Origin of the sequence: Streptomyces sp., assembly GCF_031181555.1 — a bacterium.
Lineage (GTDB): Bacteria > Actinomycetota > Actinomycetes > Streptomycetales > Streptomycetaceae > Streptomyces > Streptomyces fimbriatus.
This window is the reverse complement of the sequence record NZ_JAPSKQ010000066.1, coordinates 1-14,001: the sequence shown is the minus strand read 5'-3', so window position 1 is coordinate 14,001 and position 14,001 is coordinate 1. Positions and strand designations below refer to the sequence as shown.

The 14,001-nt window shown below is 72.4% G+C and carries 14 protein-coding genes; 7 read left to right on the top strand and 7 right to left on the bottom strand.

All coding sequences use genetic code 11. The features are described 5' to 3' along the window. Positions 1 to 133 precede the first annotated feature (133 nt). The gene (locus RIM90_RS15825) at positions 134 to 898 is read left to right on the top strand and encodes a hypothetical protein (protein ID WP_309061348.1); all 765 of its coding nucleotides are present in this window, start codon (positions 134 to 136) and stop codon (positions 896 to 898) included. 7 nt (positions 899 to 905) lie between these two features. Here the strand turns inward: RIM90_RS15825 and RIM90_RS15820 are convergent, their stop codons facing one another. Further along, positions 906 to 1,424, bottom strand: coding sequence for a hypothetical protein (locus tag RIM90_RS15820; RefSeq protein WP_309061347.1), 519 nt, complete (start codon positions 1,422 to 1,424; stop codon positions 906 to 908). A gap of 33 nt (positions 1,425 to 1,457) precedes the next feature. Then, on the bottom strand, positions 1,458 to 2,576 hold the full coding sequence (locus tag RIM90_RS15815; protein ID WP_309061346.1) for a magnesium and cobalt transport protein CorA: 1,119 nt from the start codon (positions 2,574 to 2,576) through the stop codon (positions 1,458 to 1,460). A 499-nt stretch (positions 2,577 to 3,075) separates the two neighbouring features. On the opposite strand from RIM90_RS15815, the gene RIM90_RS15810 reads away from it, so the two are divergent. Further along, positions 3,076 to 3,660: a suppressor of fused domain protein gene (locus tag RIM90_RS15810; protein ID WP_309061345.1), complete on the top strand. Its 585-nt coding sequence runs from the start codon at positions 3,076 to 3,078 to the stop codon at positions 3,658 to 3,660. A gap of 30 nt (positions 3,661 to 3,690) precedes the next feature. Here RIM90_RS15810 and RIM90_RS15805 read toward each other — a convergent pair whose 3' ends face one another. Further along, entirely contained in the window at positions 3,691 to 4,953 is a 1,263-nt protein-coding gene (locus tag RIM90_RS15805) for an MFS transporter (protein ID WP_309061344.1), read from the bottom strand. A 183-nt stretch (positions 4,954 to 5,136) separates the two neighbouring features. Here RIM90_RS15805 and RIM90_RS15800 point away from each other — a divergent pair, with 183 nt between their 5' ends. The 3 genes from RIM90_RS15800 to RIM90_RS15790 all read left to right on the top strand — a co-directional run bounded on the left by RIM90_RS15800 (position 5,137) and on the right by RIM90_RS15790 (position 7,474). Then, entirely contained in the window at positions 5,137 to 5,778 is a 642-nt protein-coding gene (locus RIM90_RS15800) for a DUF6758 family protein (RefSeq protein ID WP_309061343.1), read from the top strand. Positions 5,779 to 5,962: 184 nt separating this feature from the next. Further along, complete coding sequence (locus tag RIM90_RS15795) at positions 5,963 to 6,820, top strand: PHP domain-containing protein (RefSeq protein WP_309061342.1); 858 nt, start codon at positions 5,963 to 5,965, stop codon at positions 6,818 to 6,820. A gap of 48 nt (positions 6,821 to 6,868) precedes the next feature. Continuing rightward, positions 6,869 to 7,474, top strand: a complete 606-nt coding sequence (locus RIM90_RS15790; protein ID WP_309061341.1) for a MarC family protein — start codon at positions 6,869 to 6,871, stop codon at positions 7,472 to 7,474. Positions 7,475 to 7,570: 96 nt separating this feature from the next. Here the strand turns inward: RIM90_RS15790 and RIM90_RS15785 are convergent, their stop codons facing one another. Continuing rightward, on the bottom strand, positions 7,571 to 7,723 hold the full coding sequence (locus tag RIM90_RS15785; protein ID WP_309061340.1) for a hypothetical protein: 153 nt from the start codon (positions 7,721 to 7,723) through the stop codon (positions 7,571 to 7,573). Positions 7,724 to 7,949: 226 nt separating this feature from the next. Here RIM90_RS15785 and RIM90_RS15780 point away from each other — a divergent pair, with 226 nt between their 5' ends. Next, positions 7,950 to 8,843, top strand: a complete 894-nt coding sequence (locus RIM90_RS15780; RefSeq protein WP_309061339.1) for an NYN domain-containing protein — start codon at positions 7,950 to 7,952, stop codon at positions 8,841 to 8,843. Positions 8,844 to 8,869: 26 nt separating this feature from the next. Here the strand turns inward: RIM90_RS15780 and RIM90_RS15775 are convergent, their stop codons facing one another. After that, positions 8,870 to 9,754: an alpha/beta hydrolase gene (locus RIM90_RS15775; protein ID WP_309061338.1), complete on the bottom strand. Its 885-nt coding sequence runs from the start codon at positions 9,752 to 9,754 to the stop codon at positions 8,870 to 8,872. A gap of 124 nt (positions 9,755 to 9,878) precedes the next feature. Continuing rightward, positions 9,879 to 12,260 carry a DEAD/DEAH box helicase gene (locus RIM90_RS15770; protein WP_309061337.1) on the bottom strand — a complete coding sequence of 794 codons (2,382 nt, stop codon included), beginning with the start codon at positions 12,258 to 12,260 and terminating at the stop codon, positions 9,879 to 9,881. A gap of 480 nt (positions 12,261 to 12,740) precedes the next feature. On the opposite strand from RIM90_RS15770, the gene RIM90_RS15765 reads away from it, so the two are divergent. Beyond that, complete coding sequence (locus RIM90_RS15765) at positions 12,741 to 13,496, top strand: ferritin-like domain-containing protein (protein ID WP_309061336.1); 756 nt, start codon at positions 12,741 to 12,743, stop codon at positions 13,494 to 13,496. A 43-nt stretch (positions 13,497 to 13,539) separates the two neighbouring features. On the opposite strand, the gene RIM90_RS15760 is transcribed toward RIM90_RS15765, so the two are convergent. Further along, positions 13,540 to 13,809: a hypothetical protein gene (locus RIM90_RS15760; RefSeq protein ID WP_309061335.1), complete on the bottom strand. Its 270-nt coding sequence runs from the start codon at positions 13,807 to 13,809 to the stop codon at positions 13,540 to 13,542. Positions 13,810 to 14,001 lie beyond the last annotated feature (192 nt).

The following is a 14,001-nucleotide window of genomic DNA, read 5'->3' as shown; positions in this document are numbered from 1 at the left end:
GCTTCAGGCTAGCCCGTCCCGATCGGCCGTGCCCTCGCGACCGGTCCGGACGGACTGGCTCCGTTGGGATCACATGCCCCCGGTACCCTGCGGTACGCCGTTCAGGTCCCCCGTCAGAGAGGCAGCCCCACCTGTGACTCCGATCTCCCAGGACCGTTCCCGCAGGGCCACGCTGGCGGGCGCCGTGTGCGCGCTGCTCGTGACGGGGGCGGCGCTCACGGGATGCTCCGAGGAGGATCCGAACGAGGGCACCAACGGCGTCGGCAGACTGCCCGCCGGCGAGATCCAGAGCCGGACCCAGAAGGCCGCGAAGTCGGTCGACACGGTCCGGCTGCACGGGACCGTGGTCACCAACGGGCGCAGCTACACGCTCGACATGCGGCTGAAGTCCGAGGGCGGCATCGGGTCGGTCACCACCGAGGGGGAGACGTTTCGCCTGCTGCGGATCGGCGACGAGCTCTTCCTGAAGGCCGGGGCGGAGTTCTGGGGCCAGGAGGACGGCGGGGACGGCGGGGGCGGCGGGGAGTCCGACGCTGCGGCGGCCGGCAAGCTCGCCGAGAAGTACGTGAAGGTGCCGCAGGGCGATCCCTCGTACAAGAAGTTCAGCGGCTTCACGGACAAGGACGTCCTCCTCGGCGGTCTGCTGACCCTGCACGGCAAGCTGGCCACGGACGGCCACCACGAGCAGGCGGGCGTCCGCACCGTCCGCATCACCGGCGACAAGGGCTCCGGAGGCACCCTGGACGTCTCGCTGGAGGGCAAGCCGTATCCGCTGCGCCTGGTGCGGGCCGGCCAGGCGGGCACGCTCACGTTCTCCGCCTGGGGCACCGACTTCCCCCTGGAGGAGCCGTCCAGGAGCGAGACCCTGGACTACGGCAAGCAGCTCCCCACCTCGTAGCGGAGCGCTAGCCCCGTCGGCGCCTCTTCTTCTTCAGCAGCAGCCGGGGCAGTCCCGCCGGGACCGGCCTGCGGGTCGTCACCGGCGTCGGCAGCGGCGGCTCGGCCAGCGAGCCGTCGGGCAGCGGCGCCGTCTCCCCGGTCGGCTCCAGGCGCAGCACCCGGCACTCGCGCGACCAGCGCTCGGTCATCGCCTCGCCGTCGGGCGCGTTCAGCCGCTTGCCCTTGAGCTCGGCGACGGCGGCCGTCCACTCCTCGGAGCCGGACGGCAGCTCCACGACCCGCGCGGACCAGGAGACCAGCCGGCCGCCCTTGTCCTTGCTGCGGACCGTCACCTCGGCCCGCACGCCGTCGGCCAGCCCCGGCAGCGGCTGTTCCCCGGGCCCGTCGCCGACCACGCACGCGGCACCCTCGTGCCACACGTGCCACAGCGCACGGGCCGGTACGCCGGGTACCCCGACCCAGATGAGGCCGGACTTCTTCGTGGCCTCCTCGATGAGGGCCCGGTCGAGCAGCTGGCTTGTCATGGGCCCAGCCTATCCAGGCCCGCCCAGGGGTCCTCAGAGCCAGCCGTTGCGCTTGAGCGTGCGGTGGATGCCCAGGCAGATGGCCACCGTGATGCCCAGGACCAGCGGGTAGCCGTACTTCCAGCGCAGCTCGGGCATGTGGTCGAAGTTCATCCCGTACACCCCGCAGACCATCGTCGGCACGGCGATGATGGCGGCCCACGAGGTGATCTTGCGCATGTCCTCGTTCTGCGCCACGGAGGCCTGGGCGAGGTTGGCCTGGAGGATGGAGTTCAGCAGTTCGTCGAAGCCGATGACCTGCTCCTGCACCCGCGCCACGTGGTCGGCGACGTCCCGGAAGTACTTCTGGATCTCCGGGTCGATCAGCCGCATCGGCCGCTCGCTCAGCAGCTGCATCGGCCGCAGCAGCGGCGCCACGGCCCGCTTGAACTCCAGCACCTCGCGCTTGAGTTGGTAGATCCGTCCGGCGTCCGTACCGCGCGGGCTGCCCTTGCGGCCCGGCGAGAACACCTCCGTCTCGACCTCGTCGATGTCGTCCTGCACCGCGTCGGCGACCGCGATGTAGCCGTCCACGACGTGGTCGGCGATGGCGTGCAGCACGGCCGAGGGGCCCTTGGCCAGCAGCTCGGGGTCGTCCTGCAGACGGTGCCTGAGGGCCCGCAGGGAACCCTGTCCGCCGTGCCGGACGGTGATGAAGAAGTCCCGGCCGGTGAAGCACATCACCTCGCCGGTCTCGACGACCTCGCTGCTGGAGTTGAGCCGGTCGTGGTCGAGGTAGTGGATGGTCTTGAAGACCGTGAACAGCGAGTCGTCGTAGCGCTCCAGCTTGGGCCGCTGGTGGGCCTGGACGGCGTCCTCCACGGCCAGCGGGTGCAGCCCGAACTCGCGGGCGATACCGGCGAATTCGGCCTCGGTCGGCTCGTGCAGACCGATCCACACGAAGCCCCCGTCGCGACGCACCAGACGCATCGCCTCCTGCGGGGTGAGCGGGCCCTCGGTCCCCAGGCGCCGGCCGTCGCGGTAGACGGCGCAGTCGACGACGGCACTGGTCGTCGCACGGTCGCGGGTGGTGTCGTACGGGCCGCTCTCCTTGCGCAGCGAGACACGGGAGGAGGGGCGGACCACGGCACGCAGGTCGCGGATCATCGACATGGCGGGCTCCTTCGCGGACGGGCAACGAAAGGCGCCGGTACGACGGGTGGAACAACCCGGAATGAGGACGTCCTGAACTGCGGATGTTTGACACGTCCACAAAGCGGGGAGCACCGCACCGTCGCGGTGGCGAGCTTCGTCGCTGATACAGCTACTGGGGCAGATCAGGCAGAACGAAACGAAGTGCTCTTCCGATGAAGACGCGCGTGCGAGAGGCGGCAGCCAGGAGAGAAACGGCTACATCAGCGGGCGGAAGAGCGGGTGATACTGCACGGTCGACTTCGGTCCATGCCAGCCCCACCTCCTCCGGCCGGTCCCTCGTGAGGGACGATCCACGATCCCCTGGGGGATCCCCCTGTAGACGGGGAGTGTCACATCGGCGTCGGGACTCGATCGCGACGCTTCTGCGTGCTGCCCCGAACCACCGGGCAAGCGTATCAGCCGACCGGCGTGTCAAGGCGTTGCTTTGCCCGGTACTGACGAGTTCTATGCTCGCCGCATGGCTGATGTTCTTCCTCTGGTCGAGGCCCGGCTGCGTACGGCGCTGGGCGAACCGGACGCGCGCGCGGCGGTCACCTTCCTGGGCACGGACCGCATCGAGGTGCTGCGCTTCCACGAGGGCGACATCGTGCGCTACGCCACCCTCGGCATGTCCGCACAGCCCATGACCGACCCCACGGCCGTGGTCGCGGACCCGGTCAAGGGGCCGCGCGCCGAGTTGGTGCTGTCCGTCCGGGCCGGCCTCGCCGACACCGACAAGGTGCTCCGCCCGCTCGCCGTGCTGGCCGCGTCCCCGCAGGTCGAGGGAGTGGTCGTGGCTCCCGGCGCCTCCCTGGACGTCGGTGAGCCGCTGTGGCCCGGCGCTCCGTTCACCTCGGTCCTGGTCGCCGAGCCCGGCGGCCTGGTGGAGGACCTGGAACTCGACGCGCCCCTGGACCCCGTGCGGTTCCTGCCGCTGCTGCCCATGACCCCGAACGAGGCCGCCTGGAAGCGGGTGCACGGTGCCCAGGCCCTCCAGGAGCGCTGGCTGACGCAGGGCACGGACCTGCGGGATCCCGCCCGCACGTCCGTCCCGCTGGAGTGAGCAAGCTCACCAACGCCTTTCCGGTCCCGGTCAGTTGGTGAGGGCGGTGACGCCGTCCTCCGCCGCGTGCCGCGTCTCCCGCTCCTCCGCGGTGGGGGTCCCCCCTGCGCGGTCGGTGCCGAGGGGCCGGGGGAGCGTGAGCGCCGCGCGCCGCACGGCGACCACCAGCGCGCCCAGCACCGCCGTGACCGCCGCGGCCACGAACGGGACGTGCGCGTCGGTCCACTCCTCGAGCTTCGGCGCGAACCAGGGCGCGGCCGCCGCCGCGAACCAGCGCACGAAGTTGTACCCGGCGCTCGCCACCGGGCGCGGCGCGTCCGACACCCCGAGCGCCAGCTCGGTGTACACCGTGTTGTTCACGCCGATGAAGGCGCCGGACAGGACGGTGCAGACGACGGCGGTGGTGTGGTCGCCGTACCCGAGCACGAGCACGTCGGCCGCGAGCAGCACCAGCGAGCCGCCCAGCACCTTCAGCGAGCCGAAGCGCCTCTGCAGCCGCGGTGCCACGATCACCGAGAAGACGGCCAGCAGCACGCCCCAGGCGAAGAACACCGCACCGGACCGGTACGGGGACATGTCCAGCACGAACGGCGTGAAGGCCAGCACCGTGAAGAACGTGTAGTTGTAGAAGAACGCCGAGACCGCGGCCGAGGCCAGTCCGCCGTGGCCCAGCGCCCTGAGCGGGTCGAGCGGCGAGGTCCTGCGGGCCGGCCTCGGCTGCTCCTTCAGGAACACCGCGATGCACAGGAAGCCGACCGCCATGAGGAAGGCCGTGCCGAAGAACGGGTAGCGCCAGCTCGCGTCGCCGAGCAGCGCGCCCAGCAACGGCCCGCAGGCCATGCCGAGGCCGAGGGCGGACTCGTAGAGCAGGATCGCCGCCGCGCTGCCCCCGGCCGCCGCGCCGACGACGACCGCGAGGGCCGTGGAGACGAACAGGGCGTTGCCGAGTCCCCAGCCGACCCGGAAGCCGACCAGTTCCCCGACCGATCCCGAGGTGCCGGCGAGTCCCGCGAAGACCACGACGAACGCGAGGCCGAGCAGCAGGGTCTTCCGGCCGCCGATGCGGCTGGAGACGAAGCCGGTCACCAGCATCGCGAGGGCGGTGATGAGGAAGTAGGAGGTGAACAGCAGGGAGACCTGGCCGGCGGTGGCGTCGAGGCCCTCCGCGATGGAGGGCAGGATCGGGTCGACGAGCCCGATCCCCATGAAGGCGACGACGGACGCACCGGCCGTCGCCCACACGGCCTTCGGCTGCCGGAGAATGCCGCCCGCTCCCGCGTCGACGGAATCCATGGGGTGCTCCAATCCGGGACATGGCAGGGTGCCGGATGACCGACAGATGGTTGGTGTTTACACACGATAAGTTAGCCGAGCTAATTAATGCAAGCTACATCTAGTTGGGTCGCCGTGGCCGATTCCGTCCGGACGGGTGATCGTCCTTGACGTGACGCGGCAGGGGTAGGACCGTGGGGCCCTATGAGGGGCGAACCCAGTTGCCCGAAGTGCGGTGGCCGGGTCAGGGCTCCCGGCCTCTTCTCCGACGCCTGGCAGTGCGACGTGCACGGGGCCGTGCATCCGATGCAGCCCGTGATACCACCCAGCGTCGAAGCCCTCGAGGTGGTCGTGCACCGCACGAAGGTGCCGGTGTGGATGCCGTGGCCGCTGCCGGTGGGCTGGCTGTTCACGGGCGTGGCCTGCGCGGGCGACGACCGCAGCGGGGGCCGTGCGACCGCCGTCGCGTGCACCGGGCCCGGGCCGCTCGGCGGCATGGGCGAACTCATCCTGGTGGCCGAGGAGCTGGGTGTCGGCCTCGGCGCGCGGTACGCGGGCATCGACGGACCGGACCCGGGGCCGTACATGAACGTCGAGAAGCCGGCCGAGGCCAAGGTCCTGGCCGCCGGCCGCCCGACCCCGCTCTGGCACGTCTCCAAGACCCCGGGCGACCGCGCCGTGTTCGCGGGCGAGGCGCTCGGGATGTGGCTGTGGGCGGTGGTGTGGCCGGAGCAGTCCGGCCTGCTGATGTACGACGAACTGGTGCTCACCGATCTGCGGGACGCCGGGGCCGAGGTGGAGCTGGTGCCCTGCGGGGCGCTGTCGCCGCGCCTGCTGGAGGCGTAGGGCCTGTTCTCCGGGTCGCTCCGGGCCCGGGAGGCGCGGGGCCCGGTCCGGTGGCGGGCCCCGGGCGGCTCATCACGCGTGCGTAGGGGGCGCAGGGCGGGTTCGGGTGTGACAGGGGATGGTGAAAATCCGGTTATCCTGAAGCGTCCCCGTCCGTTCCGTCGCCGCATTGGAGTAACGCGTCGTGCGCATCGACCTGCACACCCACTCCACCGCGTCCGACGGCACGGACACGCCGGCCGACCTGGTCCGCAAGGCCGCCGCCGCCGGTCTCGACGTCATCGCGCTGACCGACCACGACACCACCCGCGGACACGCCGAGGCTCTCGCCGCGCTGCCCGCGGGACTCACGCTGGTCACCGGCGCGGAACTCTCCTGCCGGCTCGACGGCGTCAGCATGCACGTGCTGGCCTACCTCTTCGATCCCGAGGAGCCCGCGCTGCTCGCCGAGCGCGAGCTGGTCCGGGACGACCGGGTGCCGCGGGCCCAGGGCATGATCTCCAAGCTCAACGCGCTGGGCGTGCCCGTCACCTGGGAGCAGGTCGCACGGATCGCCGGCGACGGGTCGGTGGGGCGCCCGCACGTCGCCACCGCACTCGTCGAGCTGGGCGTCGTACCGACCGTGAGCGACGCGTTCACCCAGGAGTGGCTGGCCGACGGCGGCCGGGCCTACGTGGAGAAGCACGAGACCGATCCCTTCGAGGCCCTGCGGCTGATCAAGGGCGCGGGCGGGGTCGCGGTGTTCGCGCACCCGGCCGCGAGCAAGCGGGGCCGGACCGTGCCGGAGTCCGCGATCGCCGAACTGGCCGAGGCCGGCCTCGACGGCATCGAGGTCGACCACATGGACCACGACCCCGAGACGCGGGCGAGGCTGCGGGGCCTGGCGCGGGAGCTGGGACTCCTGGTGACGGGATCCAGCGACTACCACGGCAGCCGGAAGACCTGCGTCCTCGGCGAGTTCATGACGGACCCCGAGGTGTACGGCGAGATCACGCGGCGCGCGACCGGGGCGTTCCCGGTGCCGGGGACCGGCGGAGCCTGAGGCCCGTCCTCCCCGCCCACCTTTCGTTCGTCCTTCAGCAAGGCAGTCATGTTCGACGTCGCCGTCTTCGGCTCTCTCTTTCTGACCCTTTTTGTCATCATGGATCCCCCTGGGATCACCCCGATCTTCCTCGGCCTGACCGCCGGCCGGCCCGCCAAGGTGCAGAAGCGGATGGCCTTCCAGGCCGTGTGCGTGGCCGGTGGCGTGATCGCCGTCTTCGGGCTGCTCGGCCACCAGATCCTCGACTACCTGCACGTGTCGGTGCCCGCACTGATGATCGCGGGCGGGCTGCTGCTCCTGCTGATCGCGCTCGACCTGCTCACCGGCAAGTCCGACGAGCCCCAGCAGACCAAGGACGTCAACGTCGCGCTGGTCCCGCTGGGCATGCCGCTGCTGGCGGGGCCCGGCGCGATCGTGTCGGTCATCCTGGCCGTGCAGAAGGCGGACGACGTCACCGGGCAGGTCTCGGTGTGGTCGGCGATCCTCGCCATCCATGTCGTGCTGTGGCTGGCGATGCGGTACTCGCTGCTGATCATCCGGGTCATCAAGGACGGCGGCGTGGTCCTGGTGACGCGCCTCGCGGGCATGATGCTCTCCGCGATCGCCGTGCAGCAGATCATCAACGGCGTCACCCAGGTGATCCGGGGCGGCTGACCCGCCCGCAGGACGCGCGGAGCCCCCGTACCGATCGCGGTACGGGGGCTCCGAAGCGAACGGAGGCGCCGGCGGGCCCTGGGGCCGGCTCGCGCGTTATGAGGCCGACGTGTCGGCGGGGCGGATCCACAGGCGCTGCCCGACGGCGGCGGCCTGCTGAACGATGCGGTTGACGGAGGCGGCGTCCACGACGGTCGTGTCCACGGGCGTGCCGTCGACGTCGTCGAGTCGCATGATTTCGAAGCGCATGGGCTTCTCCCTTCGTCTGGTCATCCTCCTGAAGGAGAACTACTCGGTGGACGGTTCCCGGGCCGGTCGGGCCCAAGCTCCACGAGTGACAACGATCTGTGCGATACAAACATTCCCTACGCTAAAGAAATTTTTCGATCGATTAAATACTGACTGGTAAGAGTTTCGAAGGGGACCGATTGGGACCAGTTGTGTTCGTAGCGTGACCGCCAGGACAATGGAGGGGATGAACGAAGACCTCGCGGCCCTGAGCGCCCGCATCGACCGCACGAACGAGTTGCTCCAGCGCATGCTCGCCGAGGTGGCGAAGACGCCCTCGACGCACGCGATCTTCGTCGACGCCGGCTATCTGTACGCGGCCGCGGGGCGGCTCGTGGCCGGGACCGAGGACCGCCGGGCCTTCGACCTCGACGCCGAGGGACTCATCGACGCGCTCATCGACCGCGCCCGCACCGTCTTCGCGGACAGCAGGCTGCTGCGGGTCTACTGGTACGACGGTGCCCGACGCCGCATCCACACCGCCGAGCAGCAGTCCATCGCCGAGCTCCCCGACGTCAAGGTCCGCCTCGGCAACCTCAACGCCAGCAACCAGCAGAAGGGCGTCGACTCCCTGATCCGCTCCGACCTGGAGTCACTGGCCCGGCACCGCGCCATCAGCGACGCCGCCCTGCTCGGCGGCGACGAGGACCTCGTCTCGGCGGTCGAGGCGGCGCAGGGGTACGGCGCCCGGGTCCACCTCTGGGGCATCGAGGCACCCGAGGGCCGCAACCAGGCCGAGCCGCTGCTCTGGGAGGTCGACAGCCAGCGCACCCTCGACCTCGACTTCTTCAAGCCCTACGTCTCCCGGCGCACGGCCCCGGCCTACGAGCCCGTGACGGGCCGGCCCACCCGTGAGGACGTCCGCTTCGTCGGTGCGCAGATCGCCGCGAAGTGGCTCGCCGCGCGCGGCCGGGACGCCCTGCTGGAACTGCTCCCCGGCCACCCCTACCTGCCCGGCTCGGTCGACCAGGACCTGCTGGTGGAGGCGGAGGGCCTGCTCCAGTACTCCCTGCGGGGCCAGGCGGACCTGCGGCGCGCTCTGCGCGACGGCTTCTGGGACCACCTGCAGGCGCAGTACTGACGCCGGCGCACCACCGGCCGCCACGCTTACTGGCCGCCGCGACGGAGCCCGTCCCAGAAGTCGGCGAGGGCACGGGCGGTCGGCGCCGGCGCGTCGACGGTGGGCGAATGCCCGGCCCCGTCGACGACGGTGCGGTGCGCCTTCAGCCGTACGGCCATCTCGTCGAGGTCCGCGACCGGCCAGGTGTCGTCGTGCGCGCCGGACAGGACGTGGAACGGCAGCGGCACGGCGGCGAGTTCGGCCACCCGGTCCGGCTCGGCGCACAACTGCCGCCCCGTGGCGAGCAACTGCGCGGGCGCGGTGCCCAGCCAGCGGCGGCGCAACTGCTCCCGGTCGCCGATCCCGCGCGCCGGGCCGCCGACCTCCTCGGGCGGCCCCATGGCCAGGATCGCCTCCCAGCACTCCGCCATCGACATCACCGCGAGCGCGTCCCGCAGCAGCTTCACGCGCTGCTCCTGGGAGACGGAGATCCGTCCCGGGCCGGAGGAGACAAGGGTGAGCGAGCGGAAGGGGGAGTGGTCCAGGAGGACGGCGGCACGGGCGATCTGGCCGCCGAGCGAGTGTCCGACGAGATGCACGGACCCGCCGAGCGCCTCGGCCTGAGCGAGCACGTCCCGCGCCAATTCGGCCTGGGCGTAGGCGGTTTCGTCGTCGGCGGGCCCGTCCGACTCGTGCTGCCCCCGCCCGTCCACGGCGACGCTGCGATACCCGCGCGCGGCGAGCGGCCCGTGCACCAGCGCGAAGTCCTCCTTGCTGCCGGTGAACCCGGGCAGCAGCAACGCGACCCCCTTCTCCTCGGCTCCGGCGGCCGGCGGCACGTCCACGACGGCGAACTCCCCGCGCGAGGTGCGGAGCCGGTGGGTCCGGGAGTGGTGGGGCGGGACGGCGGCGGGCGTGGAGTGGCTGGTCACGGGGGGAGGGTAGCGGGCGGGGCGGCGACGGCCCCGCCCCGTCCCCGTTTTCCGGGGCGATGGGCACGGACACGCCGACGGCCCGGCCCCACGGAGGTGTGGGGCCGGGCCGTCGGATGGTGCGTCAGCCCTCCGCGGACTCCGCGGCGGCCGTGGCCTTGCGGGTGCGGCGGACCCTGGGCTTCGCCGCTGCCGCTGCCTCCGGCTCCTGTGCGGCCTGTGCCGGGATGTCGGCGACGGTCGCGGCGGGTTCGGCGGTCTTGCGGGTGCGGCGGCGCGGCTTGGCCTCCGCGGTCTCCGCCGTGTCGACGGACTCGGTGGCGGCCGTGGCCGCCGACTTCCGGGTCCGCCGGGGCTTGGCCTCCGCGGTGGCCTCCGGCTCCTGCGCGGCGGGTTCGGCGGTCTTGCGGGTGCGGCGGCGCGGCCTGGCCTCCGCGGTCTCCGCCGTGTCGACGGCTGCCTCGGCCTTCTTGGCCGTGGCCTTCCGCGTGCGCCGGGGCGTGGCCTCCGGCTCCTGTGCGGCCTGTGCCGGGATGTCGGCGACGGTCGCGGCGGGCTCGGCGGTCTTGCGGGTGCGGCGGCGCGGCTTGGCCTCGGTGGTCTCCGCCGTGTCGACGGCTGCTTCGGCCTTCTTGGCCGTGGCCTTCCGGGTCCGCCGGGGCTTGGCCTCCGCCGCTGCCTCCGGCTCCTGCGCCGGCTCGACGGCTGCCTCGGCCGGCTCGGTGGTTCCCTCGGCCGTGTCGACCGCCGTCTCCGCAGCCGCAGCCGCGGTCTTGCGGGTCCGGCGGCGGCGCGGCTCGGCGACGGGGGACTCGGGCTCCGTGACCGACGCCGCGTCCGCGTCCGTCGTCACCGGGGCCCCGGGGACCACCGCGCTCTCCTCGGCCGACGGGGTGACCACGGCCGCGGTGCCCACCGCCGTCGTCTCCGCGGCCTTGCGGGTCCGGCGGCGGCGCGGCTTCTCGGGGGCCTCGGGGGCGTCCCCGGCCGTGCCCTCGGCCGTGGCGACAGCGGACTGGGCGGACCGCGCCGGCTCCGTGGGCTCGACCGCGGTCGTCGCGGCCGGCGCCGTCTCGGCCGGGACTCCGCCGCGCATACGGCGACGGCGGCGCGGGGTGCGGACGGCCGTACCGCCCTCCGCCTCGCCGGTGCCCTCGGCGGCCGGGGCCGCGGGCTGCCCGCTCGTCCCGTCCAGCGGCGCACCGCCACGCGTACGGCGACGGCGTCGCGGCGTACGGGCCGGGGTCTCCTGCTCGGCGGAACGGGAGTCGCTCCGCCCGCTCCGGCCACCGCGCCCGCGCGGTCCGCGGCCGCCCGGCTCGCCCAGGTCCTCCAGCTCCTCCGCGTCCAGCCCGGCGCGCGTGCGCTCCGAACGCGGCAGGACGCCCTTGGTGCCCTCGGGGATACCGAGGTCGCTGAAGAGGTGCGGGGAGGTGGAGTACGTCTCCGGCGGGTCGCCGAAGCCCAGGTCCAGCGCCTTGTTGATCAGCTGCCAGCGCGGGATGTCGTCCCAGTCGACCAGCGTGATCGCCGTACCCTTCGCGCCCGCGCGGCCCGTACGGCCGATGCGGTGCAGGTACGTCTTCTCCTCTTCCGGCGACTGGTAGTTGATGACGTGCGTCACGCCCTCGACGTCGATGCCGCGGGCGGCGACGTCGGTGCAGACGAGCACGTCCACCTTGCCGTTGCGGAACGCGCGCAGCGCCTGCTCGCGGGCGCCCTGGCCCAGGTCGCCGTGGACCGCGCCGGAGGCGAAGCCGCGCTGCTTGAGCTGGTCGGCGAGGTCGGCGGCGGTGCGCTTGGTGCGGCAGAAGATCATGGCCAGCCCGCGGCCCTCGGCCTGCAGGATGCGCGCGACCATCTCGGGCTTGTCCATGTTGTGCGCGCGGTAGACGAACTGCTTGGTGTTCGCCACCGTCGCGCCCTCGTCGTCCGGCGCCGTGGCGCGGATGTGCGTGGGCTGCGACATGTAGCGGCGGGCCAGTCCGATGACCGCGCCCGGCATGGTCGCCGAGAACAGCATGGTCTGGCGCCGGGCCGGAAGCAGATTGATGATCTTCTCGACGTCGGGCAGGAAGCCCAGGTCGAGCATCTCGTCGGCCTCGTCGAGGACGAGGGCCCTGACGTGGTTCAGGTTCAGCTTCTTCTGGCCCGCGAGGTCCAGCAGCCGGCCCGGGGTGCCGACGACCACGTCGACGCCCTTCTTCAGGGCCTCGACCTGGGGCTCGTACGCCCTGCCTCCGTAGATCGCGGTGACGCGCACGTTGCGCACCTTGCCCGCGGTGAGGAGGTCGTTGGTGACCTGGGTGCACAGCTCGCGCGTGGGGACGACGACGAGGGCCTGCGGGGCGTCGGTGAGGTCCTCGGGCCTGGCGCGGCCCGCCTCCACGTCGGCGGGAACGGTGACGCGCTCGAGGAGCGGAAGGCCGAAGCCCAGCGTCTTGCCGGTGCCGGTCTTGGCCTGGCCGATGACGTCGGTGCCCGACAGGGCCACGGGGAGCGTCATCTCCTGGATGGGGAAGGGGGTGATGATGCCGACGGCCTCCAGGGCCTCGGCGGTCTCGGGGAGGATCCCGAGCTCTCGGAACGTCGTAGTCAGGGTGCTGCCTCTTCTGTGTGCGCGGTGCGAGGCGAGCGCGGGGGTCGTGTAGGGACCGTGCCGGGGACGTCGGCTGCCTTACGGGCGGTGCCGTAGGGCACGGGACCACTGCCGACGCTCTAGCGCTCGTACCGCTGAGGGTTCCCTCCGATCGTCGTACGCGATGTGCCGTACGGTCAGGGAGGGCTGTCGGTTCGGAGCCGATCGGGCCACCGACCGGGCATCCTCATACATGCGGCCTGTCGAGTACGTCAGAGTGCTCAGCAGGCGCCTTACCACCATACCCCGGATTCGCGCACACGCCATGGCCGATTTGGTCACGTAGCCGTCGTCACACTGGTCGGCCACGACCTTACGGCGCCCGGCAAGCGGGCTATTGTGCGCTTCATGACGAGCTCTGACAAGCCTGACAACGCCGCGGACACCCCCGACACCACCGCCGGACACACCGGCGTCGCCGCCCTGGACTGGGCGGCCGCCTCCGCCGATCCGCAGTACCGCGCCGCTGTCGTGGACCTGCTCGGCGCGCTCGCGTACGGGGAGCTCGCGGCGTTCGAGCGGCTCGCGGAGGACGCCAAGCTGGCGCCCACGCTGGCGGACAAGGCGGAGCTGGCGAAGATGGCCTCGGCCGAGTTCCACCACTTCGAGCGGCTGCGCGACCGGCTCGCCGAGATCGGCGAGGAGCCGACGCGCGCGATGGAGCCGTTCGTCGCCGCGTACGACGGTTTCCACAAGCAGACGGCGCCCTCCGACTGGCTGGAGGGCCTGGTCAAGGCCTACGTCGGCGACTCCATCGCCAGCGACTTCTACCGGGAGGTGGCGGCCCGCCTCGACTCCGACACCCGTGCCCTGGTGCTGGCCGTGCTCGACGACACGGGGCACGGCGGCTTCGCCGTGGAGAAGGTGCGCGCGGCGATCGACGCGGACCCGCGCGTGGGCGGACGGCTCGCGCTGTGGGCGCGGCGGCTGATGGGGGAGGCGCTGTCGCAGTCCCAGCGGGTGGTCGCCGACCGGGACGCGCTGTCGACGATGCTCGTGGGCGGGGTCGCGGACGGCTTCGACCTCGCCGAGGTCGGCAGGATGTTCTCCCGGATCACCGAGGCGCACACCAAGCGGATGGCGGCGCTGGGGCTGGCGGCCTGACGCCGGGCCGGCCCGTCGGGGCCGCGTCTTCGTCGGCGGCCGATCAGGCGGTCGCCGACCGGCGGCGGAGCCTTCTCGCGGGGCGCAGCAGCAGTGAGAGGGAGGCCACGGAGACGGTCACCGCGCCGAGCAGGGCCGCCGGCAGGTTCACGGCGTCCAGCGCGGTGTGCGTCAGGAAGGCGCCGAAGAGGGCTCCGGCCACGCCGGTCGGCAGCACCAGGGCACGGGCGGGAAAGCGGTGCGGCAGGCGGCGTGTGGCCGCCCACGCCAGAGCGAGGCCGAGAATCGCGGAGCTGAGCGCTTCCAAGAGCATGTCGGGGTTCCTCCCACATGGCCGGCCTGCTCACTTCGGTCCTAGCCCGTCTTACCCCTGACCTGCGGAATCCAATCCTCCCTGTGAAGGAACCGTGTTCCCTCCGTGAACGCCGCCGGGGCGGCACGGGACACGGAAGGGCCCGGCGGGGGCGCCCGCCGCCCCGCCCGGCCCCCCCCCCCCAGGGGTACG